17 protein-coding genes are annotated in these 23,127 nt (G+C 66.2%); 15 read left to right on the top strand and 2 right to left on the bottom strand.

Going from position 1 to position 23,127, the window contains the following annotated elements; all coding sequences use genetic code 11:
- Positions 1-36 precede the first annotated feature (36 nt).
- The 4 genes from ACZ46S_RS09045 to ACZ46S_RS09030 all read left to right on the top strand — a co-directional run bounded on the left by ACZ46S_RS09045 (position 37) and on the right by ACZ46S_RS09030 (position 6,785).
- The gene (locus ACZ46S_RS09045) at positions 37-1,380 is read left to right on the top strand and encodes a TolC family protein (RefSeq protein WP_464064238.1); all 1,344 of its coding nucleotides are present in this window, start codon (positions 37-39) and stop codon (positions 1,378-1,380) included.
- On the top strand, positions 1,377-2,426 hold the full coding sequence (locus ACZ46S_RS09040) for an efflux RND transporter periplasmic adaptor subunit (RefSeq protein ID WP_464064237.1): 1,050 nt from the start codon (positions 1,377-1,379) through the stop codon (positions 2,424-2,426). Before ACZ46S_RS09045 ends, ACZ46S_RS09040 begins: the two co-directional genes overlap by 4 nt.
- Positions 2,423-5,464, top strand: a complete 3,042-nt coding sequence (locus ACZ46S_RS09035; RefSeq protein ID WP_464064236.1) for an efflux RND transporter permease subunit — start codon at positions 2,423-2,425, stop codon at positions 5,462-5,464. The genes ACZ46S_RS09040 and ACZ46S_RS09035 overlap by 4 nt, the downstream gene beginning before the upstream one ends.
- Positions 5,465-5,750: 286 nt before the next feature.
- The gene (locus ACZ46S_RS09030; RefSeq protein ID WP_464064235.1) at positions 5,751-6,785 is read left to right on the top strand and encodes a YncE family protein; all 1,035 of its coding nucleotides are present in this window, start codon (positions 5,751-5,753) and stop codon (positions 6,783-6,785) included.
- Positions 6,786-6,937: 152 nt separating this feature from the next.
- Here ACZ46S_RS09030 and ACZ46S_RS09025 read toward each other — a convergent pair whose 3' ends face one another.
- Positions 6,938-7,828, bottom strand: coding sequence for a MurR/RpiR family transcriptional regulator (locus tag ACZ46S_RS09025; protein WP_295745939.1), 891 nt, complete (start codon positions 7,826-7,828; stop codon positions 6,938-6,940).
- A gap of 140 nt (positions 7,829-7,968) precedes the next feature.
- Between ACZ46S_RS09025 and ACZ46S_RS09020 the strand changes: the two genes are divergently transcribed.
- From ACZ46S_RS09020 to ACZ46S_RS08970, 11 genes are all read left to right on the top strand, one after another.
- Positions 7,969-8,577: an ABC transporter ATP-binding protein gene (locus ACZ46S_RS09020; protein ID WP_464064234.1), complete on the top strand. Its 609-nt coding sequence runs from the start codon at positions 7,969-7,971 to the stop codon at positions 8,575-8,577.
- Complete coding sequence (locus tag ACZ46S_RS09015) at positions 8,574-9,371, top strand: ABC transporter permease (RefSeq protein WP_464064233.1); 798 nt, start codon at positions 8,574-8,576, stop codon at positions 9,369-9,371. The genes ACZ46S_RS09020 and ACZ46S_RS09015 overlap by 4 nt, the downstream gene beginning before the upstream one ends.
- A gap of 92 nt (positions 9,372-9,463) precedes the next feature.
- Positions 9,464-11,869: a TonB-dependent receptor gene (locus ACZ46S_RS09010; protein WP_464064232.1), complete on the top strand. Its 2,406-nt coding sequence runs from the start codon at positions 9,464-9,466 to the stop codon at positions 11,867-11,869.
- A 120-nt stretch (positions 11,870-11,989) separates the two neighbouring features.
- Positions 11,990-12,670 (top strand): MotA/TolQ/ExbB proton channel family protein, encoded by a 681-nt coding sequence (locus ACZ46S_RS09005; RefSeq protein WP_464061611.1) that lies wholly within the window; start codon positions 11,990-11,992, stop codon positions 12,668-12,670.
- Positions 12,671-12,685: 15 nt separating this feature from the next.
- Positions 12,686-13,087: an ExbD/TolR family protein gene (locus tag ACZ46S_RS09000; RefSeq protein ID WP_295746383.1), complete on the top strand. Its 402-nt coding sequence runs from the start codon at positions 12,686-12,688 to the stop codon at positions 13,085-13,087.
- A gap of 8 nt (positions 13,088-13,095) precedes the next feature.
- Positions 13,096-13,860, top strand: a complete 765-nt coding sequence (locus ACZ46S_RS08995) for an energy transducer TonB (protein ID WP_464064231.1) — start codon at positions 13,096-13,098, stop codon at positions 13,858-13,860.
- A 36-nt stretch (positions 13,861-13,896) separates the two neighbouring features.
- Positions 13,897-14,913 carry an ABC transporter substrate-binding protein gene (locus ACZ46S_RS08990; RefSeq protein ID WP_464064230.1) on the top strand — a complete coding sequence of 339 codons (1,017 nt, stop codon included), beginning with the start codon at positions 13,897-13,899 and terminating at the stop codon, positions 14,911-14,913.
- A complete protein-coding gene (locus tag ACZ46S_RS08985) occupies positions 14,910-16,454 on the top strand; it encodes an ABC transporter permease (RefSeq protein WP_464064229.1) in 1,545 nt (514 codons plus the stop codon). The genes ACZ46S_RS08990 and ACZ46S_RS08985 overlap by 4 nt, the downstream gene beginning before the upstream one ends.
- Complete coding sequence (locus ACZ46S_RS08980; protein WP_464064228.1) at positions 16,448-17,533, top strand: ABC transporter ATP-binding protein; 1,086 nt, start codon at positions 16,448-16,450, stop codon at positions 17,531-17,533. The genes ACZ46S_RS08985 and ACZ46S_RS08980 overlap by 7 nt, the downstream gene beginning before the upstream one ends.
- Positions 17,534-17,962: 429 nt before the next feature.
- Entirely contained in the window at positions 17,963-20,425 is a 2,463-nt protein-coding gene (locus ACZ46S_RS08975; RefSeq protein ID WP_464064227.1) for a rhamnosyltransferase WsaF family glycosyltransferase, read from the top strand.
- 28 nt (positions 20,426-20,453) lie between these two features.
- Positions 20,454-21,608 (top strand): glycosyltransferase, encoded by a 1,155-nt coding sequence (locus ACZ46S_RS08970; protein ID WP_464064226.1) that lies wholly within the window; start codon positions 20,454-20,456, stop codon positions 21,606-21,608.
- Between the two features lie 112 nt (positions 21,609-21,720).
- On the opposite strand, the gene ACZ46S_RS08965 is transcribed toward ACZ46S_RS08970, so the two are convergent.
- Positions 21,721-23,109, bottom strand: a complete 1,389-nt coding sequence (locus ACZ46S_RS08965; RefSeq protein WP_464064225.1) for an amidase — start codon at positions 23,107-23,109, stop codon at positions 21,721-21,723.
- Between the last annotated feature and the right edge of the window lie 18 nt (positions 23,110-23,127).

The following is a 23,127-nucleotide window of genomic DNA, read 5'->3' as shown; positions in this document are numbered from 1 at the left end:
GACGGCGGACAATTTGACATGGTTATGAGCGCGGTCATGAAGCCTCGTCTGCTGCAATATCTCTGTTTGCCGCTCGCTTTGGGCCTGGCCCAGTGCGCCAGCTATCACGCCGCCCCGCTGCCCACCGCGCCGGATCTGCGGGCCGGGGTGACCGGGCTGCGGACCCGCCTGCCGGATGGCACGGCGCTGGATGTGAGCGGGCCGCTCAGCCCGCAAACCCTGGCCAAGCTGGCGGTGCTGAACGACCCGGATCTGGTCGCCGCCCGGGCCCAGCGCGGGGTCAGCGAGGCCAATCTGCTGGCCGCCGGGACCCCGCCCGATCCCAGCATCACCGGCGGGTTTGCGGCCCTGCTCAGCGGGCCGGGGAGCATGCCGGCGCTGACCGGCGCCTTCACCCAGGATCTGGGCGCGCTGATCACCGGCCCGGCCGACCGGGCCGCCGCCCGCGCCGGGCTGAAACAGACCAATGAGGATATTCTCTGGCAGGAATGGCAGGTGGCGGCGAAGGCGGAGCAGCTGGCGGTGACGCTGGCGGGCGACCGTGAGACGCTGGCCAGCCTGCGCCAGGATGATGCGCTGCTGAGCCGGATCAACAACGAGACGCAGACCCAGATCAGCGCCGGCAACCTCACCAGCAATGAGGGGGTGACGGCGCTGAGCGCGCTGGCGAGCGTGCAATCCAGCGAAAACACCACCGCCCAGGCGGCGCAGCAGGACGAGGTGGCGCTGGATGCGCTGCTGGGGCTGCAGCCGCATACGCCGGTCGCCATCGCCGCCCCCGCCATTGCCGCCCCGTCCCCGGCGGCGGTGAAGGCGGCTTTGGCCAGCCTGGCGCAGCGCCGGCCGGATCTGCTGGCCCTGCGCTATGGCTATGAACAGGCGGACCAGAAATTGCGCGCGGCCATCCTCAGCCAGTTCCTGCCGCTCAGCCTGGGCGGGTCGGGCGGGCGCGATACCTCCAATGTCTGGAGCTTCGGGCCGCAATTCACCCTGACCTTGCCGCTATTCAACCGCAACCGTCCGGCGATCAAGGCAGCGGAGGCGAGCCGGGCGGCGCTGCGGGCGCAATATCAGAGCGCGCTGGACAATGCCACCGGAGCCGCCGCCGCGCTGCCGGCCCAGATCGCGCTGCTGCAGAGCGAGCTGCAGACCGCGCGAACCCAGGCGGCGCAGGCGCGGGCGATGGCGGATTCGGCACAATCCCTCTACCACGCCGGGCAGCTGGCCGGGCCGGTGTTCGCCAATCTCGCGGCTGTGGCCGGGGAGCGGCAGCGAAGCGCCATCGCTCTGCGCGCCCAGCTGCAAACCGCTGAACTCTCTCTGGCCACGCTGCTCGGCTTTGGCCTGACGCAGCCGCTTACGGAACATCCCGCATCATGAAACCGATCTATCCGATTGCCGCCGTCATCCTCGTTGCCGGGCTTGCGGCCTGGTATGCTCTGAGCCCCGCCGCGTCGGCGGACGATACCCCCACGCCGGTGGCCACGGTGAGCACGGTTGCGGTGCGCAGCCAGAGCCTGCCGCGGCTGATCGACGCGCCCGGCAGCATCATCGCCGGCACGGCGGAGCAGAGCCTGACGCTGAAGGCGGCCGGGGTGCTGGTCGGCTACCAGGTGGTGCCGAATGAGGCGGTGCAGCCGGGCCAGGCGCTGGCGCAGCTGGGGCCGGACCCGGTCGAGGCCGCCAATCTGGCCAAGGCGCAGGATGCGCTCGCCGCCGCCAGCGCGGCGCGCGCGCATGTCGCGGCGCTGCTGCCGGCGCATCTGGCCACCAATTCCGACCTCGCCGCCGCCACTCAGGCGCAGCGTGAAGCCGCCAGCGCCCTGGCGGCGCTGCGCGCCACCGGCGCCGGGCAGAGCTATACGCTGAAGGCGCCGGAGGCCGGCCTGGTCACCGCGCTGCCGGCAACCCCGGGCGGCAGCCTGCCGGCGGGCAGTGTGCTGGTGAAATTCGTGCCGCAAAGCGGGCTGGTGGCGCAGATCGGACTCGAACAGAGCCAGGCCGCCCAGCTGCAGACCGGCGATGGCGCGACGCTGACCCCGCTGAATGGCGGCGCCCCGGTTGCCGCCAGCGTGGTTGGCATTGCCGGCGGGTTGGATGCGCAGACCGGGCTGATCGACGTGACGCTGCGCCCCGCCGCCCCGGTGATGCTGGGCGCCCCGGTGCGGGTGCAGATCCAGGCGGGGCAGCTGGAGGGCGTGCAGGTGCCCAACGAGGCCGTGCTGCGCGATGAGAAAGGGCTGTATGTGTATCAGCTCGATGCCAAGGGGATCGCGCATCGGGCGGATGTCGAGCTGCTGCAGCAGGGGGCCCGGACCAGCGTGCTGGCGGCCAAGGGGTTGAATCCCGCCTGGAAGATCGCCACCCAGGGCGCCTACCAGCTCAGTGACGGCATGCAGACCGCCACCCAGGGGGCCGGCTCGTGAAGTTCAGCGCTTGGCTGGACCGGCATCGCCGTTTCGTTCTCACTTTGGCCGCCGCCTTGGCGCTGGCGGGGTTGAGCGCCGCCATCTCCTTGCCGATCGGGCTGTATCCCGATGCCTCCTTCCCGCGCGTGCGCGTCACTGTCGATACCGGCAGCCAGGCGGCCTCGCAGATGGTGCTGGCGGTGACGCAACCGGTGGAGCAGGCGGTGCGCGCGGTGCCCGGCGTGGTCAACGTGAAATCCGTCACCTCGCGCGGCTCGGCGATGCTGACGGTGGATTTCGCCTGGGGCACCAACATGCCCACCGCGATGCTGGGGGTGAACGCGGCCCTGGCGCAGACCGTGCCCAGCCTGCCGCCGGGGGTGAGCTACAATGTTCTGCAGATGCTGCCGAACGTGTTTCCGTTCATGGCGTATGCGCTGACCTCCCCCAGCGTCGGCCTGGTGAAAATGCGCAACCTCGCGAAATACCAGCTGGTGCCGCTGCTCTCCGGGGTGAAGGGCATTGCCCATGTCCAGGTGCAAGGCGGCGATACCGGCGAGGTCGAGGTCTCGGCCGATCCGGCGCGGCTGGCGGCGGCGCATCTCACCCTCACCGATCTGGTCAATGCGATCTCCGGCGCGGCCAGCCTGCAATCGGTCGGGCGGATCGAGGATCACCAGCTGCTCTATCTGCTGCTCACCAATAACAGCGTGAGCGGCGTGCGGGATGTGAAGAATATCGTGCTGCGCGCCGGCCCTGGCGGGGTGCTGCATGTGGGTGACGTGGCGCAGGTGAGCCAGGGCGTGGTGCCGCAATTCCTCGGCGTCGATGCCAACGGCAAACAGGCCGTCACCTTGTTGCTCTACCAACAGACCGGCTCGGACATGGTCGCCACCGCCAAGGCCGTCGATAAGGCGCTGGCCGGGTTCAAGGGGCAGATTCCGCCCGGTGTCAGCTTGAGCAAATGGTACGACCAGAGCACGTTGGTGCTGGCCGCGGCAGGCTCCGTGCGCGATGCGATCCTGATCGGCATCGTGCTGGCCGCCGGGGTGCTGTACCTGTTCCTGCGCAATGGCCGGATCACGCTGCTGGCCATCACCATCGTACCGGCCTCGCTGGCGGCGGCGGTGATGGTGCTCTCGATGGCCGGGCTCAGCTTCAACATCATGACACTGGGCGGGCTGGCGGCCTCGGTCGGGCTGGTGATCGACGACGTGATCGTGATGATCGAGTTCATCGCGCATCGCAGCGGCCATCCCACGCGCGGCGCCGGGCGGTTCTGGGTGTTGCAGGCGGGGAGCGCGTTTTTGCGGCCGCTGACCGGCTCCTCCGCGGCGACGCTGATCGTCTTCGTGCCGCTGGCCTTTCTCTCCGGCGTCACCGGCGCCTTCTTCAAGGCGCTGTCGATCACCGTGGCCTCCACGCTGCTCGCCTCCTGGCTGCTCACCGCTTTGGTGGTGCCGCTGCTGGCCGCGACCCTGGTGGATTTCGACCGCTGGACCGACCCCGGCCAGAACGGCCAGGGCTGGCTCGGGCGCATGCATGAGCGGCTGCTGAACCGCTTCTTCACCCGGCCGCTCCTGCTGAGCCTGCCGGTACTGGGGCTGGTGGTGGTGGGCTATCTCTCCTACAGCCATGTGCAGACCGGCTTCATGCCCTCGCTGGATGAAGGCGGGTTCGTGATGGATTATCTCACCGCCCCCGGCACCTCGCTGGCCGAGACCGAGCGCGAGATGCGCGAGATCGAGGCGATCCTGCACAAGGACCCCGCCGTGGCCAGCTATTCGATGCGCGCCGGCGCCGGCTTCGGCGGCGATCTGGCGGAATCCAACAAGGGCGATTTCGTCATCCGCCTCACCCCGCTCAGCCAGCGCGCCAATGTGGATGTGGTGATGAACCGCATCGCCAATGCGGTCACGGCGAAGGTGCCGGGCGTGCAGATCGATCCGCACCAGCTGATGTCCGACGAGCTGGGCGACATGACCGGCACGCCGCAGCCGATCGATGTGCGTCTGGCGGCGGCCGATCCGGCGGCGCTGGAAGGGGCGGCGCAGCGCGTGGCGGCGGCTCTGGGCAAGATCCAGGGGGTGGATTCCATCGATGACGGCGTGGTGCCGGCCGGCGATGCCATCGAGATCCATGTCAACCAGGCCCGCGCGGCGGCTCTGGGGCTCGATCCAAGCAAGGTGGCGGCGATGCTGCAGACCGCCATGGCCGGCACGGTGGCCGCGACCTTCGAGGGGAACAATCAGCTCACCGGCATCCGGGTGCGGGCGCAAGGCGCGGCGGGGCTGAACACCACGCAGCTGGGGCAGTTACCGATCCCGACGCCGGCCGGCGCGCTGGTGCCGCTCTCCAGCATCGCCAGCTTCTCCATCGCCTCCGGCCAGCCGGAGATCACCCGCGAGGATTTGCAGCAGGTGGTGGATGTCACCGCCCGGCTCAACGGCACCGGGCTTGGCGCCGGCATCGCCGAAGTGAAAAAGGCGCTGGCCCAGCCTGGGGTTCTCGGCAACGGCGTAACCTACACGCTGGGCGGGCTCTACAAGCAGCAGCAGATCGCCTTTGCCGGTCTGGTGCGGGTGTTCATCGCCGCCTTGCTGGCGGAGTTCGTGCTGTTGCTGCTGCTTTATGAGCGCTTCGCCTGGGTGGCGGCGATCATCTGCACCTCGCTGCTCTCCACCACCGCGGTGTTCACCGGGCTGTTTCTCACCGGCGTGCCGCTGAACATCACCGCGATGATGGGCATGGTGATGATCGTCGGCATCGCGACCGAGATGGCGATCTTCTTCGTCTCCGAGGCGCAGCATCTGCTGGAGACGCTGCCGCCCCGCGAGGCCTTCGCCACGGCGGCGGGGAACCGGCTGCGGCCGATCGCGATGACGACGCTGGCGGCGATTCTGACGCTGCTGCCGCTGGCGCTGGATCTCGGCCAGGGGGCCGGCATGCAGCAGCCGCTGGCGATTGCCATCATCGCCGGGCTGCTGGTGCAGTTTCCATTGGTGCTGCTGGCGCTGCCGGTGCTGCTGCTGAAACTCACCAAGCCCCGCGCCTAGAGCAATATGTGTTTAGGTTGACGCGCCAGCGTCAAAATCAACACAAGAAATTGCTCGCCAAAGCGAAAGCTAGAGCCTTCAGCTAAAAGCTGAAGGCTCTAGCGCAATAAGTGTCGTGGTTCGGAAATCTGAAGTATTTCAGAACCATGAAATTAGAGCGAGGTGGGTTTACACCCGCTCGCTCGGGCTCTTGTTTGGCGAGCCGTCTCATCTGTTTATCTTGACGCCCCAGCCTCAGGATAAACAGATACCCCGCTAATTTCCCCACCGCTCAAAAGGATTTGATATGCGACATCTTTGGCAAGCCGGACTTGCGGCGCTGTGCCTCTCGACCGCCTGCGCGCCCATCGCCCATGCCGCCGCGCCCGCCTACGTGCTGGCAAAGACGATTCCGCTCGGCGGCGGCGCGCATTGGGATTATCTGCATTATCACGCCGCCACCGGGCAGCTTTTCATCGCCCATGGCAAGGCGGTGAGCGTGGTGGACATTGCCACCGGCAAGCTGCAGGGCGAGGTGAGCGGGCTGGACGATACCCATGGCATCGCCTTCGATCCCGCCACCGGCGATGGCTATACCGACAGTTCCGGCACCAAGACGCTGTCGGAGTTCGATCCCGCGACGCTGAAGCTGATCAAGACGCTGCCGTCGCTCGAGGATACTGACGGCATGGTGTTCGACGCCGCCAGCCATGATATTTTCGTTGCGGCCGGCGACTCCCAGGCGGTGCTGGCACTCGACCCGGCCACCGATCAGGAGACCAGGATCGATCTGCCCGGCAAGCCGGAATATCTGGTAGCCGATGGGCAGGGCCGGCTTTACGTGGCGCTGAATGACAAGAACCAGATCGCGGTGGTTGACACCAAGGCGAAAAAACTCGTCATCAGCGACGCGCTGCCCGGTTGCGCGGCGCCGACCGGCTTGGCGATGGATACCGCCACGATGCGGGTTTTCGCCAGCTGCCAGAACGGCAAGCTGGCGGTGGTGAATGCCGCCACCGGCGCCCAGGTGGCGCTGCTGAATATCGGCAAAGGGTCAGACAGCGCCGCCTTCGATGCCAAGCGGCATCTGGTGTTCAGCGCCAACAGCACCGGCACGCTCTCGGTGATTCGCGAGATCGACGCCGATCATTACCAGGCTCTGGCGCCGGTGAGGACGCAGATCGGCGCGCGGACGATGGCGCTGGATGAGACGAATGGCGATGTATTTCTGGTGACCGCCACGCCGCAGGGCAAGGGCAAGGTGAAACATCCTGGCTTCGCGCCGCGCTACAATTTCGCGCCGGGGACGCTGCGGCTGCTGGTTTATAAGCCGGTTTCGTAAAAACTCTGCCCAGGTGCCGATTTTTGAAAAAGAGCGGCACCAAGAACCGCCAGCGCGAGATGGGTTGACACCCACTCGCTCTATTCATGTTTTGGCGCGCAATTGCATGCGTTCAGGGTGACGCTGGGGCGTCAACCGAAACGCATATCGCTCTATCCCAGCGCGTCGCGCAGCATGCCAAGCCGGGCCAGGGTTCGAATGGTGCGGTTCTGGTTGGCAATCGCCAGCCCCATGACCAGGGCTTCGAGAATGATCAGCGTGGCGCCATGCAGCGCCACGCGTTCGGTACGGCCACGCCGGGCGGTGATCAGCCCTTGCGCCAGCTTCGCCAGCCTGGTGTTGGGTGTGTCGGTCACCAGCACGATCTTGGCGCCGGCCTTGTTCGCCTCGCTCGCCGCCAGCAGCACTTCCTTATAGGGCTTGCCGTAAGAAAGGATCAGCAGTCCATCCCGCTCCGAAAGATCCAGCAGCTCATCGGCCAGGCCCAGCCCGCCCTGGCCGATGGTCTTGCAGGCCTGGCCATGGCGGCCCATCAGCAGGCGCAGATAGTCCGCCAGCAGGCGTGACGGGCCGGCCGCGTAGATGACAATCCGCGCCACCCCGCCCAGCAGCGCGATCGCCTCATGGATTTGCGCGCGCGCCGCCGGCTCCTGCAGCTGCGCCAGTGATTCCATATGGGTGTCAATGACCAGATCCGCGGCCGAGGAGCCCTTGCCCTCCAGATCCTCGAAGGTCTGGCGCATATGCTGCAAAGGGGCGGCGGATTTGCCGATGCCAGCGGCGATGCTCTGGCGCAGCTCCGCCATGCCCTGAAACCCCAGCGCCTGGACGGTGCGGATGACGGTGGCGTCCGAGGTGCCGATCATCGCCGCCAGCTCCGCCGCCGAATGGGCAAGGACGGCGACCTTGTTGCGGTCGAGGTAGTGGGCCACGCGCTGCATCGCCGGCGGCATATCGGCCTCGTGCGCGGCGAGCTGCGCGGAAAAATCGGCGGCCGGCGTGGCATCTAAGGGCAGCGGCGGCGGGGGGCGGGAGGCTTTCATCAAAACGTCAATTCGGTAGTGGTTGCAAGGCGGGTGGTGGTTATGTAGCAAATGCTACCAATGTCATACCTCATATTCAGGCTGGTTCCTAGCCTTGCTCCTGTGACAGTTCTGTCTCACCCCTTGTTAGGCGGGATGGCATGAGCGGCCCCTTGCTTGCCGTCAAAGGGTTGCGGGGCCTGGCTGGCGGGCCGTTCGCGCTCACCCTGGCGCGGGGGGAATGCGTGGTGATCTCGGGCGCCTCGGGGATCGGCAAAAGCCTGCTCTTGCGGATGATCGCGGATCTGGACCCGAATGAGGGCCAGCTCAGCCTGGACGGTGTCAACCGCGAGGCGATGCCCGCCCCGCATTGGCGCCGCCAGGTGATGTACAATCCGGCGGAGCCCGGCTGGTGGGCGGAGCGGGTGAGCGCGCACATGGCCCCGCGTGAGGCCGCCCTGGCGCTGCTGCCGCGCCTGGGTCTGGCCGAGGCGCTGCTGGAGGCGCCGGTTGCCCAGCTTTCCACCGGCGAGCGCCAGCGCATGGCGCTGATCCGCGCCATCATCCGCCAGCCCCGGGTGCTGCTGCTCGATGAGCCCTCCTCGGCGCTGGATGAAACCACGGCGCTGAAGATGGAAGCCTTGTTCGCGGCGCTGACGGCCGGCGGCATGGGGCTGCTGGTGGTGACGCATAATGAGGCGCAGGCGGGGCGCATCGCCCATCGGCGCTATGAGATGAGCAATACCGGCCTGTGCGAGCGCCCGCTATGAACCCGATCGACCTGACCCCGGCCAGCCTCGCCATCACCTCCGGCCTGATCCTGATGTGCGCCCTGCTCTCGCTGCTGCTCGCCTTGCGGGTGCATCGCGTCTTGCTGATCGCGGCGCTGCGCATGGTGGTGCAGCTGATGCTGGTCGGCTTCGTGCTGCGGCTGCTGTTCGAGCGCTCCAACCCCTGGCTGACCTTGCTGGCGGCGCTGGTGATGGCCTGCGCCGCCAGTTACGAGGTGGGGGCGCGGCAGGATTACCGGCTGCCCGGCCCCTGGCAATATCTCACCACCGGCAGCGCCATCGGCATCTCCTCGATGATCATCGCGGTGCTGGCGCTCACCACCGCCCTGCGCCCCACGCCCTGGTACGTGGCGCGCGAGGCCTTGCCGCTGATCGGCATTCTGCTGGGCAATGTGATGAATGCGGTGTCGCTGGCGCTGAACAGTTTCTATGGCACGGTGGGGCGCGAGCGCGCCTCCATCGAGGCCCGGCTGGCGCTGGGGGAGGGGCGGTTCGTGGCGCTGCACGCCGCCTCCAGCCGCGCCATCCGCACCGCGCTGATCCCCACCATCAATGTGATGAGCGCGGCCGGTATCATCACCCTGCCCGGCATCATGACCGGCCAGCTGCTCGCCGGCATGGACCCGATCTCCGCGGCGAAATACCAGATTCTGCTGATGTTCCTGATCGTCGGCGGGAATTGCCTGGGGGCGTTCACCGCCGTCTACGCCGCCATATTCCGGCTCACCGACCAGCGCGAGCGGCTGCGCGCCGACCGGCTGAAGAGTCGCTGAACTGCAATAAAAGAATCACGAAGTAGTAAAACAACCAAATAAATAAATTTAGTAGTAGCCGCTACATCAAAATCAACAGGAAGGTTTCTGTGATGTCTGTCTTCTGGGGATCGCGGGCGCGCGTGGCGCTGCGCGGCTTTTGTTCCATGCGCAGCCTCTATATCGGTCTTGCCGCGAGCGCCATGATCGCGCCGGCGGCGATGGCGCAGAGCGCCAGCACGCCGGTCAATCTCGATCTCGGCTCGGTGCTCGCCACCGGCACCGACAACCCCGCCAATCTGGTCAACACCAAGGGCACCGCGCCCTATCAGTCGCCCTCCAAGGCGCCGCTGAATTCCACCCAGCCGACCTCGCTGGTGGATAAGCACACGGTGGATAACCTGCTCACCGGCACCGAAAGCTACGCGGATATCGCCCGGCTGACGCCTTCCGTCAGCAACATCGACCCGAACGGTCCCGGCCTCTCGGAGACCTCCGGCCCGACCATCCGCGGCTTCCAGGACGGTGAGTACAACGTCACCTTCGATGGCATCCCCTTCGGCGATTCCAACGATTTTACCCACCACTCCACCTCCTTCTTCACCAATTCGCTGATCGGCCAGACCATTGTCGATCGCGGCCCGGGCCAGGCGGAGACGGTGGGCGATGCCACCTTCGGCGGCACCATCTCGCTGCGCACGATCAACCCGCTGCCGACCCCGACCGCGACGCTGAACAGCTCCTATGGCAGCTACAACACCTCCGATAACAGCGTGCGCCTGGATACCGGCGCGATCTCCTCGCTCAACGGCGCTTCGGCGGTGTTCGAGGCCGAGCATATGCAGAGCGATGGCGCGTTGAGCTATTCCGGCCAGCAGCGCACGAATTTCTTCGGCAAGGTGGTGATCCCGCTGAGCCCGCGCACCACCCTGACGCTGATGGCCGACCATAATCAGCTCTATCAGAACCCGGTCTATGGCGCGACGCTCTCCGAGATGGCGACCCAGGGCTGGAATTATAATCTCAGCGGCAATCCGAACTCGCAGAATTATTACCGCTTCAATAACGACCATATCACCACCGATATGGAATATGCCGACCTGCAATCCGCGCTCGGCGACGGCTTCCTGTATGACGGCAAGATCTACACCTATGCCTACTACCATCACGATCTGAACGGCGACGACACCAACGACACCAATGCCGACGGCGTCACCCAGGCGGTCTCCTCCGGGGCCGTGCCCAATGAGGTGGTGCTGACCCCCGGCGGTGCCGCGGTGGCCGGGATTCCGGGCCAGACCTTCATGATGGATTACCGCTCCGTCGGCACCATCCAGCGCCTGCAGAAGGATTTTGGCTGGGGCGACATCAAGACCGGCTTCTGGTTCGACCATCAGGTCAATAGCCGCTTCGTACAGAATGTCTCGCTGACCAACGCCAACGCGGTCAATTATGATCCGCTGGACAGCAATGGCGGCAAGGGCATCAACACCACCACCGGCGCGCAGTTGCCCGGCTATGACAATGCCAACGGGTCGATCGAACGGCTGCAGCATAACCAGCTTTACACGTTCCAGCCTTATGGCCAGGTGGATTGGCATGTCACCGACAAGCTGACCCTCACCGGCGGCCTGAAATGGGCCTATTTCCGCCGCGCGCTGAACGCGCAGGTGAACCAGAAGACCGAACTGCCGACCGGCTATACGCATGATTACACGAAGTTGCTGCCCTCCTTCGATGCGAAATACGCTTTCAGCCCGAACCTGACCGGCTATGTGCAGGGCGCGGAAGGCTTCCTGGCGCCGAACCTGAACACCTTCTACACCACGGCGCTGACCACCGAGAGCGTGAAGCCGGAAAGCACCATCAATTTCCAGACCGGCCTGGCCTATCAGGACGCGCACTGGGCGGTTGGCGGGGATGTTTATAACATCCATTTCCAGAACTACATCGCCTCGACCACGGTCAACAAGCAGAAGTTCTACTATAACCAGGGCGGCGTGATCTATCGCGGCATCGAAGGCGAGCTGGCCTACAGCTTTGGCAACGGCGTCACGCTGTTTGGCAATGCCGGCTACAACCAGGCCTTTAAGACCTCGACCAACATCAAGATCAAACAGGCGCCGCAGGGCACAGCGAATTTCGGTGTGATCTACGATCATGACGGCATCTACGCCTCGGTGCTCGACCAGTGGACCGGCGGTGAATATAGCGGCAATAACGGCACCAACATCGCCAACGGCCAGGCCGAGGGCAGTGCCGGCGGCGGCAAATCCCCGACCGGCTGGTATGATCCGTACAATGTCGTGAACGTCACGCTGGGCTACACCTTCAACCACGACAATCCGCACAAGGATCCGATCAAGGTGAAGCTGAACCTGGATAACATCACCAACCAGAAGCAGATCATCTTCGATAACGGCACCAACGGCGCCGGCGACCTGCTCTATCTGCGCCTGACCGGCTTCTCGGCCTTCGCCTCGGTCAGCGTGCCGGTTGGGTTCGGCTCCTCGCTGTAAGATTGTTCCACAAGAAAGGCCCGCCGCGCGGCGGCGGGCCTTTCGCCGTTTTGACTCCAATTTGTCACACGTCCTGGCGCCGCCTTTGTTGTATCGGCCGCTGCAGAAGGAGAGTTTCTCATGTCCATCAAATATATCGTCTACCTGGCCAACTATTCGGATGGGATTCTCTATCTGATGGCGGTGCTGCTGCTGCTGGCGCTGGCGGTGATCCTGGACCGCTTCTGGTTCCTGCGCAGCACCATTCTGCGTGGCGAGAGCATCATTCGCGCCACCGCGCAGGAAACGGCCTTGCGTCCTGGCGAGTTGGTGGCGCTGCGCAACCGCGCCGGCAAGCTGCCGGAAGCCGCGCTGCTGGATACCGCCCTGCGCCATGCCGGCATGGTCAATGCCGAGGCGCTGAACAGCCGGCTCGACGAGGCGGTGATGCTGATCGCCCCCGGCCTGGACCGCAGGCTCTGGCTGCTGGACACCATCATCACCCTGGCGCCGCTGATGGGTCTGTTCGGCACCATCATCGGCATGTTCCACGCCTTCAACGTTCTGGCCGCGCCCGGCCATGCCCCGGCGGAGGTCACTGGCGGTGTCGCGGATGCGCTGGTGGCCACCGCTTTCGGTCTGTTCATCGCCATGCTGGGGCTTGCCGCCTTCAACGCGCTGTCCAACCAGGTGCGGCTGGTCGTGCATCAGCTTGATTCGCTGAAGGTGCTGATCGTCAACCGCATGGACGGCGCGCCGGTGGTGCAGGCCGGCAAGGCCGGCGCGGGTGCCAGCACCGCCGCCAAATTCGCCACGGTCTGAGCGGAGCCCGCCCGCATGCGCTATTTCGAACGCCGCAAGGCGCGCATCGAGATCATCCCGATGATCGATGTGATGCTGTTCCTGCTTGTGTTTTTCATCATCGTGACGATGCAGATGATCCCCGACGCCGGGGTTTCGATGCAGCTGCCCAACGCCTCCCAGGCGCAGCAATTGCCGCATCCGAAATTCATCGTGAATGTCATGGCGGATGGCACCATCAAGGTGAAGGACCAGGTGATGAGCGCTGACCAGCTCAGCGCCATGTTCGCCGCCGATGGCGCGCCGGACAAGACGGAAGTGACCATCGCCGCTGATAAGGCCAGCGCCTTCCAGCATTTCATGACGGTGATCGACGCCGCCAAGAAGGCCGGTGTGACCGATATCGGCATCGCCGCGCAGCCGCAGGCCGCGCAATGATGGCTGGCATGTCCGGTGAATGGGGCGGGGAGGGGCATTCCAATCGCCGCTTCCTGCTGGCGATCGGCGTTGGGCTGCTGCTCGAGGCCGGGGCGCTGGGGCTGCTGCTGCCGGCCATGCAGCATCAGCAACCGCCGCCGGCCAAGCAGCCGGCGGTGGTGAAGGTGACCATCCAGGCCGCCCCGCCACCCGCGCCCAAACCGCCCCCGCCCGTGCCGCAACCGCCGAAGCCGGTGCCGCCGCCGCCGGTGCCCACCCCCGCGCCGCCGCCGCCCCCGCCCAAGCCGGTTCCGGCGCCCAGCGTGCCCAAACCGCCGCCGCCGCGCCCGGTGCATCACGTGGTCCCGCATCATGTGGTGCCGCCGCAGCCGCGCCCGCAGCCGGCCCCGCCGCCAAAGCCGCAACCGGTGACGCCGCCGGCGCCGCCAGCACCCGCTTTGCCGCCCGCCCCGTCCCAGGGTGAGGTGGATGCGTTCCGGCTGGCGATGCGCAATGCCGTGCAGGGTGTGGCCAACCGCGTCTATCCGCAGGCCGCGCAGATGGCGCGTGAAGGCGGCACGCCGGAGATCACCTTCACCTACCGCAACGGCGTGGTGAGCGACATCGCCCTGGCCCATTCCAGCGGCTTTCCGCTGCTCGACCAGGCGGCGCTGCAGGCCGCGCGCATCGCGCATTATCCAGCCCCGCCGCCGGGCTTTGCCGGGCGGGTCTATGACGTCACCGTGCTCGTGATCTTCCGTCCCGCCGCCAGCCAGGATTTCGACGCCGACTGACCGGACGGACCGTTTCTTTCAAGGTACAGCACTGCCATGCGCAAGCTCATCGCGGCCGGTTTTGCCGCCATCATCCTGGTGATCGCCGGCCTGCTGCTATGGCCCGCCTCCAGCCCGGGCCTGGTGCTCTATACCGGGCTGGATTACGGCCCCGCCGTCGCCGCCGCCTTCACCAAGCAGACCGGCATCAAGGTCAGCGCCATCAGGCTCTCCACCGGCAGCCTGCTGGCGCGCATCGTGGCGCAGGGCGGGCATCCGGATTGGGATATCGGCTGGTTCGACGGCGCCACCGCCGCCGCCGCCCTGGATGCGAAAGGCCTGCTGGCGCATGACATGCCGGCCCCTTCCAACCTCACCGCCACCGGCCAGAGCCTGCTCTCCGCCGATGCTGCCTTCGCCCCCACCGGCTTCACCCTGGCCGGTGTGTTCATCTCCGCCCCGGCGCGGCTGGCGAACCCGCCCGGCAACTGGGACGCGCTGCTGGCCGCACCCTGCCAAGGGCTGGTCGGCATGAACGATCCCTCGATTTCCGGCCCCACCTACCCGATGCTGGCCGGCATGCTCGACCATGCCGGCGGCTGGCCCCAGGGCCAGGCTTATGTGTTGGCGCTGAAGGCCAACGGGCTGCATATGTTCGACGCCAACGGCGCCACCCTGGCGGCGCTGAAGGCGCAGGCGATCAGCCTGGCCATCGTGCAATCCTCCGCCGCGATCTATTTCGCCGCGCATAATCCCGGCTATCGGATCACCGTCCCCAGCCCCGCCTATGTGCTGCCGAGCGTGATGGTGGAAGCCAAGGGCGTCTCGGCCGCCAAGCGCAAGGAAATCGCCCGGTTCCTGGCCTTCGCCATGCGCCCGGACATCCAGAAGCTGCGGCAGGACAAGGGCGGGTCGGATGGCAATTTCTGGCCGATCACCACCGGCGCGCCGGCGCCGCTGCCGGGCGCGCCGGCGCTCTCCGGCCTGAACCTCGTGACGCTGGACCCGGTGCGGTGGGGCAAGCTGGAAACCACCGTCAATAGCTGGTTCGCCCAGACGATGTCGGCGCGATGAGGCTGTTGCGCGGGGCGCTGCTCGCGCTCCTGGTGCTGCTGCTGGTCTATCCCCTGGCGCGGCTGCTGGCGATGGGGGTGGGGCAGGGGGCATCGCTGAACTGGCGGCCGCTGCTGAACTCGGGCGGGCTGGCGTTGCTGACGGGGGTTTTGGCGGCCCCCGCCGGGGCGGCGCTGGCGCTGGCGCTGGAGCGGTTTTCCGGCCGGCTGGTCAGCCTGCTGGGGCTGGCCTTGTGGCTGCTCTTCATCATGCCCGGCTATGTGCTGACCACGGGCTGGCTGATCCTGTTCAGCCATCCGCAGATGCGCCACTCTGCCTTTGGCCATGCCTTCCTGGGCGCTGGCGGTCTGGCCTTCCTGTATCTGGTGAAGGCGCTGCCGTTTTCGGTGTTCGTCGCCCGCGCCACCTATGCCGGGGCCGGGGCCTCGCTGCGGGAGGCGGCCCTGGTGCTGCGGCTGCCGCGTTGGCGCCGGCTGGGGCTGGGCCTGCGTCTGGCGCTGCCGGCGATGGCGGCCGGCTTCACCATCGCCGCGATCGAGACGATGCAGGATTTCTCGATCCCCGCGACGCTCGGCGTCGCCGGTCAGCTGCCCGTGGTCACCTACAGCATCTATCAACGCCTCAACACCACGCCGGCGGATTTCGCCGGCGCCGCGCGGCTCTGCTGGTGGCTGATCGGCGCCGCGGCGATGCTGAGCCTGCTGCAGATGGCGGTGCAGCGCCGCTACCGGGCCGTGCTGGTGCATGGCAAGGCCCGCCATGGCCTGCGTCAGAGGCCGCGCGGTGCGGCGTGCGCGGGGCTGGTGGGGGCGGCGCTGGCGCTCTGGGGGCTGGGGCTGGCGCTGCCGCTGCTGGCGATGGCGGATGTCGCGCTGTTCGGCGCGGCGGCGCCGGCCGATCTGTTCACGGCGATCCCGCGCTCGCTCGGCTATGGCGCGCTCGCCGCCAGCCTGACGCTGGGGCTGGCGATGGCGCTGCTGAAGCTGCAGCGCGGCCGGCATCCGCTTTTCGCCGGGCTGCTCCAGGCCGGGTTGAGCGCCAACATGGCGGTGCCGGGGCTCGTGCTCGGGGCGGGCTATGTCGTCGCCTTCAATAATGATTTTTTCCCGCTCTACGGCACGGTGCTGCTGCTGGTCATCGCCTACGCCGCCGGGACGCTGCCGATGGCGATCCGGCTGGTCGGCGGGGCGCTGGCGCAGCTGGATGCGCGGCTGGACGAGGCGGCGCGGATTTTCGCCCTGTCACCACAGACAAGGCTGATCGATATCGAAGCCGCGCTTCTGGCCCGCCCCGGCCTGCAGGCCTGGCTGCTGGTGGTGGCGACGGTGATGTTCGAGCTGCCGGTCTCCGAACTGCTCTACGTGCCCGGGCAGATGCCGCTCAGCGTCGCCATCCTCGCCGCCGATATGGGCGGGCAGTACAATGAGGCGGCGCAGCTGGCGCTGCTCGGCATGGGCACGCTGGGGCTGCTGGCGCTGGGGCTGAACCTCGCGCTGCGGCTGGGCCGGGCTAAATCCGGCCAGGAGGCCGCAAGATGCTGAGTTTGAGCATCGAAGCGCTCAACCGCCGGCTGGGCGGGCGGCAGGTGCTGCGCGGCATCGAGCTGGCTTTGGAGGAAGGCCAGTTCCTGGTGCTGGCCGGCGAGTCCGGCTCCGGCAAAACCACGCTGCTGCGGCTGATCGCCGGGCTGGACCGGCCGGATTCCGGGCGGATCAGCCTGAATGGCGCGCTGGTGGAGGATGGCAAACACGGTTTCGTGCCGGCGCAGCGCCGGGGGCTGGGCATGGTGTTCCAGGATTTCGCGCTCTGGCCGCATCTGAGCTGCCGGGAGAATGTCGCTTTGGCGCTGCCGCCCGGCACCGCCAAACGCAACGACGCGGCGAAGGCGCTGCTGGCGCGGCTGCGGGTGGAGCATGTGGCGCATCGCCGCCCGGCGGAGCTCTCCGGCGGCCAGCAGCAACGGGTCGGCATTGCCCGTGCCTTGGCCAGCCAGCCGCGTTTGCTGCTGCTGGACGAGCCGCTCTCCAGCCTGGATCTGGAAAGCCGGGAGATGCTGCGCGAGGAGCTGCGCGAGAGCGTGCGCGCCGCCGGCATTGCCGCGGTTCTGGTGAGCCACGACCCCGAGGATTGCTGGAAGCTGGCCGACCAGGTGGCGGTGCTGGAGGCCGGGGTGATCCGCCAGCACGGCACGCCGATCGATCTCTGGCGCAGCCCGGCCTCCCCCTATATCGCGCGCTTCACCGGCGCGCTGGGCGGGGTCTGCGTGCCGGTCCGGCGCGAAGCTGAGCAGGTCAGGTTGGTGTTGGGCGGCCGCGCCTTCACCCCCCGCGGCCCCGCGCCGCGCGGTGCCCAGGCCAGGCTGTTCTGGCGCGGCGAGGCGGTGCGCCTGGCCCCGGCCGACTCCGGCATCCCGGCGGAGGCGCTCAGCGCCAGCTTCGAGGCAGGCCGCTTCCTGGTGCGCTGGCGCCTGCCCGGCGAAGGCCTGATCCTCAGCGGGTATTGTCCGCTCCCGGTCAGCCCGGGGCTGCACCACATCGCCATCGATGAGGCGGGGCTGTTCTGGTTCGAGACGCAGGGGCGCGGCGCCGGCCTCGCAGGCGCCGCGGGTTGCGTTGGTTGAGCTGACGACAACGGATTTCATCTGCATGGTCGCCCGCCTGAGACAGCCCCGGCGGCATGTCCATCGACTGGTAGACGCGGGCGGCGTTTGTGCCGAACAGGCCGCGGCGCCCGCTTCAGCGTATTTCCGGCTTGGAGCGCGGATTCGGCGGGTGCCACCAGAGCGAGATGGGTTTATACCCACTCGCTCTGTTTATATTTTGGCGAGCAATTTCATGCATTTAGGGTGACGCTGACGGGTCAACCTAAACGCATATTGCTCTAGCAGGCCGGAGCTTAGGCCAGACCGGCAAAACCGGGACCTTTGCCCGTACCAAACCTGAGCATAAGCTGGGAAAACGGATAAATTTAGACCGATTATCTGCCCTATTTACTAATTGTTTAGTTTGCTCAATACCAATGAGACGGCCTGAGTGATTGGAGTTCTAAATTGGCACGTAGCCCCGATGGCTTGTTTCGGTTGAAGCAGCCTTCCTCCCCGTTGCCCTTTTCAGGTGAACGCCTGACCTCTGATTTCGGTGGCCAGGTTGAGCTTGAGCATCTCCATCGCTATTGCTTCGCGCGCGATTTCTGCGTGGACCGCGATGTGCTGGATATCGCTTCCGGGGAGGGCTATGGCAGTTCCATGCTGGCCACGGTGGCGCGCCAGGTGGTCGGCGTCGAATTGGCCGAGGAGGCGAGGCTTCACGCGCAAAGAGAATATTCGACCGCCAATCTGAACTTCATTTCCGGCGATGCCACCGCCATGCCACTCGATGACGCATCCTTCGATGTCGTCGTTTCGTTCGAAACATTGGAACATCTGCGGGATCACGAGAGCTTCTTCGCCGAAGTCCGGCGGGTGTTGCGGCCTGGTGGCATTCTGCTCGTCAGCACGCCGGACAGGCTCGTTCATTCCGGTATTGGCATGGGGGTCAACCCGTTTCATATCCGTGAACTGTCGCGCGCCGAATTCGAAGCCACGCTGTCGGCGCATTTCAAGACCATGCGTATTCTACCGCAAAGAACCTTCATCGGCTCGGCCATTCTCGAAGGCCGCGCCGGGGTGCGAACCTACGAGAAACGAGACGCCACGACGATCGAGGCGACGACCGGGCTGGCGCGCGCCGTCTATCTGATCGGTGTCGCATCGGATGCCGAACTGCCGGCCCTGCCGGACAGCGTGTTCGCGCACGAACAATCGGTCGAAGCCATATTCCGGCAGCTTTCGGATGCGCGTCAGGTCGGCGACGACGCCAAAGCGGCGCTGGCCGCCAGCGAGCTTGCCCTTGAAAAAGCCAAGCGTGACCTGGCTGAACAGCGCGCGCATGAGCGGCGCAGCCAAGCCGGCCTGGCCGAGGAGCGGCGGGCCAGGGCGCGCCAGGACCATGAATTGCAGGCTCTGCGGGCGTCGCTTCAGCAAATGACCGAGCGGGCGAATGCGTTGCAGGTCCAGCATGGAGAAGCTGAAGCGCTGCGCGCCATCGCGGCCGACGCCGTCACGCAGAAAGAGGCGATCGTTCATTCCACGAGCTGGCGTGCAACCTATCCTTTGCGCCGGATCGCCACGCAATTGCCGGCGCCGGCCCGGCAGCGGATAAAACAGGTCGTAAAAGCCCTCTACCGGCCAAACAGCCTCCTGCAAGCCAAGCCGGTGCCGGTGGCGTCTGTCGCCGCGCCGATTGAATTCTTGGCGGAGCCCGGTGTTGCCCCGGCGCTGGCCCCGGCCCCCGAGCCCGCCGCGTCGCTCCCGAGCGTGTCCAGCCTGTTGGCGGCGCGCTTTCCGTCCCTGCAGCCATTCGATTGTTTTCCGGCGGCAACGGCGCAGAAACGTATCTCCCTGGTCACGGACAGCGTCGGCCCGTCATCGCTGTTCGGCGGTGTCGGCACGGCGATCATCCTGGGCGCGTTGCTTGCCAACAAATTCCAGGCGACATTGCGTATCGTCACCCGTACGGAAGAGCCGGATGCCTCCGCGGTCAATGAGGTTTTACGCCGCAATAATGTCAGTTTGCACGGTTCGCTGGAAACCGCGATGGCACCGCTGGATGGAAGCAAGATACTGCCGGTTTCGGCGGATGAGATTTTTCTGACCACCTCCTGGTGGACGACCAAGGCCACGCTGGGGGTCGTGCCGGCGTCACGCATCATCGCGCTGATCCAGGAAGATGAACGCCTGTTCTATGCCCGTGGCGACGAGCAGCTGCTCTGCGCGGAGACGATGGGCCATCCGGCGCTGCTGACCGTGGTCAACACCGAGAGGCTGTTCCAACATCTCAGCTCCGGCGCGGAGCCTTTCGAAAATCTCAAGGAAAACGGCCTGTGGTTCGAGCCGGCCTTTCCCGGCGGGGGCAAGGCGCGCAAATCCACCGCGAAGCGACGGCTGTTTTTCTATGCGCGCCCCAATAATCTGCGTAATCTCTTCTGGCGCGGCATCGAGGCGTTGGACGCAGCCGTCGCCACCGGCAGCTTCGCGCCGGATCGCTGGGAAATCCATCTGATTGGCCGGGATGTTCCGAAATTCAAGCTGGCCCGGGGGGTTGTTCCGCAGATCGTGTCGCATCTCTCCTGGGGGGATTATCAGGAATTTGTCGCGAGCCTGAGTGCCGGCTTCGTGCTCATGGATACACCGCATCCCTCTTATCCACCATTGGACATGGCCATGGCGAGCGTGCCGGTGCTGACCAATACCCATCCTGGAAAGCGGGATTTGCTGAATTATTCAGGGAATATCTTAACCGTGCCGCCCAGCGTCGAGGGCTTGGTGGCGGGGTTGCAGCGGCTTGAGGCGCTGGCGGAGAATGAGGCGGCCATTCAGGCAAACCGCAAGGCCGACCATATCAACCACGATTGGACGCTGGCGCTTGAAGCCGTCGTGTCTCGGATCGATCAAAAACTGAATCGCGCCAACTGAGATGTTCTATAATCTTCTTGACGTAACCTTGCCCAAAGAGATGCTCTGGGACGAACAGAGCCTGGACTCACGTCTCGATGCGCTGCGCCGCGGCCGCCCCAGGATCGCTTGGCTGTACGAAAAACGCGATACCAGCACCTTTCGCTATCGCTGTTTCAACCCGGCCGCCACTTTGGAAAAAATGCGTCCGGATATTGGCGCTGCCTGGTTCGAGCGGCAGGATATTCCGGTCCTGATCAAGGAGCTGTCCGGGATCGACGTGCTTGTCATCTGCCGGTTCCGCTACGACGCCGCGTTGGCGCGGCTGATTGTCGCGGCGAACGGTGCGGGTACGAGATTGCTGTTCGACTGCGACGATATGGTGTTCGACATCAACCAGGTCCATCTGGTGATGGATACGCTGGACCAGCCGACCGATGCCGAAGTGCATTGGGATTTCTGGTTCGCCTATTTCGGCCGCATGGCAGCGACGGCACGTCTATGCGAAGGCGCGATCACCACGAACGCGTTTCTGGCGGCGCGCATTTCGCAAGCGTTTCCGCATCTGCCGGTGCACATCGTTCCCAATTATTTCGCGCCCGATCAGGAAGAGGTCTCGCGCGCCTTGCTGGCGGCCAAGCGCAAGCGCGGGTTTCACGGAACCGGTGACATCACCATCGGATATTTCAGCGGCACGCCGACGCACAACAAGGATTTCGCCATCGCCGTCCCCGCTTTGGTGCGCCTGATGGCTGAAAACAGCACGGTGCGGCTGCGCATCGTCGGCTTTCCTCCGCCCTCGGAGGCGTTGCAGCCCTTCATGGATCGTGTCGAAATCGTGCCGTTGCAGGACCCGTTGAACCTGCAACGCGTCATCGCCGAGGTCGAAATCAACATCGCCCCGCTGCAGGATAATCTGTTCACAAACTGCAAAAGCGAGCTGAAATTCTTCGAGGCGGCGGCGGTCGGCACGTGGACGATCGCCACCCCGACGCTGGCCTTCCGGCAGGCGATCCAGGATGGCGTGACCGGACGCCTGGCGCGGACGCATGAATGGGATTTCGTGCTGGCGGAAGCCATCGAGCTTGTCAGCAAGCCCGAATCCTATGCCGAGATTGCGGAAAAGGCGGCCAGCAGCGTGTATGATCGCTATGGCTCGGACCGGCAGGTCGGCAAAATCCTTGCCGCGGTCGGGTTGGGCTGACGCGCGGCATTGTCGCCGTGCCGCGGTCTTCCTCCAACACAGACTCCCCGCCCGAATTGCAGTCCGACGACATCAACGCGGGCAGGGTCGAGATGCGGGGTCCCGAAGGCGCTCACAGCTCCGGGGGTGACATCTCATGCCAGCTGGTGGCGCGCTGAAACGCCTGGCCGATGCGCAGCACCAGCGCCTCCGCATAGGCCCGCCCGCAAATCTGGATCGAGAGCGGCAGCCCGTCGCCGCTCATCCCGCTCGGCAGGGCCAGCGCGCAGCCGCCGAAGAGATTGATCGGCCGGGTCAAGATGCTCGGCCCGCCGCTTTCATCGACATCGGCGAGCGGGATCGCCGGGTGCGGGGTGGTCGGCAGGATCAGCGCCTCCACCGGCTCGATCGCCGCCAGATAGGCTTCGGTCAGCTCCTGCCGGCGCCAGACCAGCTGCAGATAATCCTTCACCGATATGCGGCCTGAGAGAATCCGCGCGCGCGTGGCCGGGCCCATCGGACTGTCCGGGTCCTCCGCCAAGTCGCCATGCGCGCCATAGGCCTCCCCGGCCAGGATCTGCGACAAGGCGGCCAGCTCCGCCAGAGTCTGCGGCAGTTTCACGGTGATGATCTTCGCCCCCAGCCGGGCGAAGCTGAGCAGCGCGTCCTCATAGGCGGCCGCTATTTCGGCATCGACCGCGCAGCCGCAATCGCTCAGATCGATCCGGCCCAGCCGCAGATCGCGAACCCCCAGATGCAGGCTGGCGGCCGGATCATCCGCCGGCAGGCCCAGCGTCGCCGGGTCCTGCGGGTCCGGGCCGCGCATGGCGAGATACATCAGCATCGCATCCTCGACGCTGCGGGCCATCGGGCCGGGCGTATCCAGCGAGGGCGAGAGCATTTCCACCCCGTGCGTGCTGATCCGCCCATAGCTCACCTTCAGCCCGGTGATGCCGTTGAAGGCGGCGGGGATTCGCACCGAGCCGCCAGTATCCGTGCCCAGCGCCAGCGGCAGCATCCGCGCCGCCACCGCCACGCCGGAGCCGGAGGAGGAGCCGCCGGGCGTGTAATGGCCCTGCGGCTTCCAGGGGTTTTTCGGGGTACCGAGATGATGGTTGGTGCCCCAGGCGCCGAAGGCGAATTCCACCGTGTGCAGCTTGCCGAGCGAGATGGCGCCCGCCGCCATCAGCTTCTGCGCCAGCGTGGCGGTATAAGGCGCGCGCCGGTGCAGAAGGATCTTCGATCCCGCCGTCCAGATCTTGCCTTGCACCGCCACCAGATCCTTCAACCCCACCGGCACGCCATGCAGCGGCCCGAGATCATATCCCGCCCGCAGCGCCTTGTGCGCGGCCTCGGCGGCCAGCAGCGCTTCGGTTTCATGCAACGCGATAAACGCCTGCAGATGCGCATCCAGCGCCTTGATCCGCCCCAGGCAGCTTTGCACCGCCTCCACGGGGGAGAGGCTGCGCGCCCGATAGGCCGCCGCCAGCGCGGCGGCGGTGAGCAGATAAGGCTCTTTCATGCCATCCTCTTCAGCCAG

Source organism: Acidocella aluminiidurans, assembly GCF_055383125.1.
The sequence above is the reverse complement of the archived record's forward strand: the minus strand, read 5'-3'. Positions and strand labels throughout refer to the sequence as shown.